Origin of the sequence: Collinsella sp. AM13-34 (assembly GCF_003473055.1) — a bacterium.
In the GTDB taxonomy this organism is placed as follows: Bacteria; Actinomycetota; Coriobacteriia; order Coriobacteriales; family Coriobacteriaceae; genus Collinsella.
On sequence record NZ_QRLE01000046.1, the window covers coordinates 3,107 to 3,570 of the forward strand.

The window sequence follows — 464 nt, forward strand, 5'->3', positions numbered from 1 at the left end:
TTCATGCTGCGCGAGCCGACCTCGCAGCCCTATCTCGACCTACGGTCCCTCATCGGCCATAAGGACTACTTCATCCTGAGCACCAATGTGGACACCCAAGTCGAGAAGACGTTTCCCACCGAGAGGATCTGCAACTATCAGGGAAGCTTCGCGCACCTTCAATGCAAGCAGCCATGCTGCGACGAGCTCTTCGATGCGAGCCCCTACGTCGAGCGCATGCTCGCGGGCATGGCGGGGTTCGAGGTCCGCAGCGAGGATGTCCCCCGATGCCCGCACTGCGGCTGGCAGCTTGTGCCGTGGGTGCGCGACGACACGTTTCTGCAGGGTGCGGCATGGCGCGAGAGCCTCGGACGATACGAGCGCTTCGTGCGCGAGCGCAGCGATCGCCGCGTGCTGTTGCTGGAGCTCGGCGTGGGCGAGATGACCCCCGGCATCATCACGCTCCCGTTCTGGAGCATGACCGC

1 pseudogene is annotated in these 464 nt (G+C 64.2%); it reads left to right on the top strand.

The annotated features are described in order from the left end of the window. Positions 1–464, top strand: a pseudogene (locus tag DW151_RS10275) (Sir2 silent information regulator family NAD-dependent deacetylase); the annotation flags it as partial.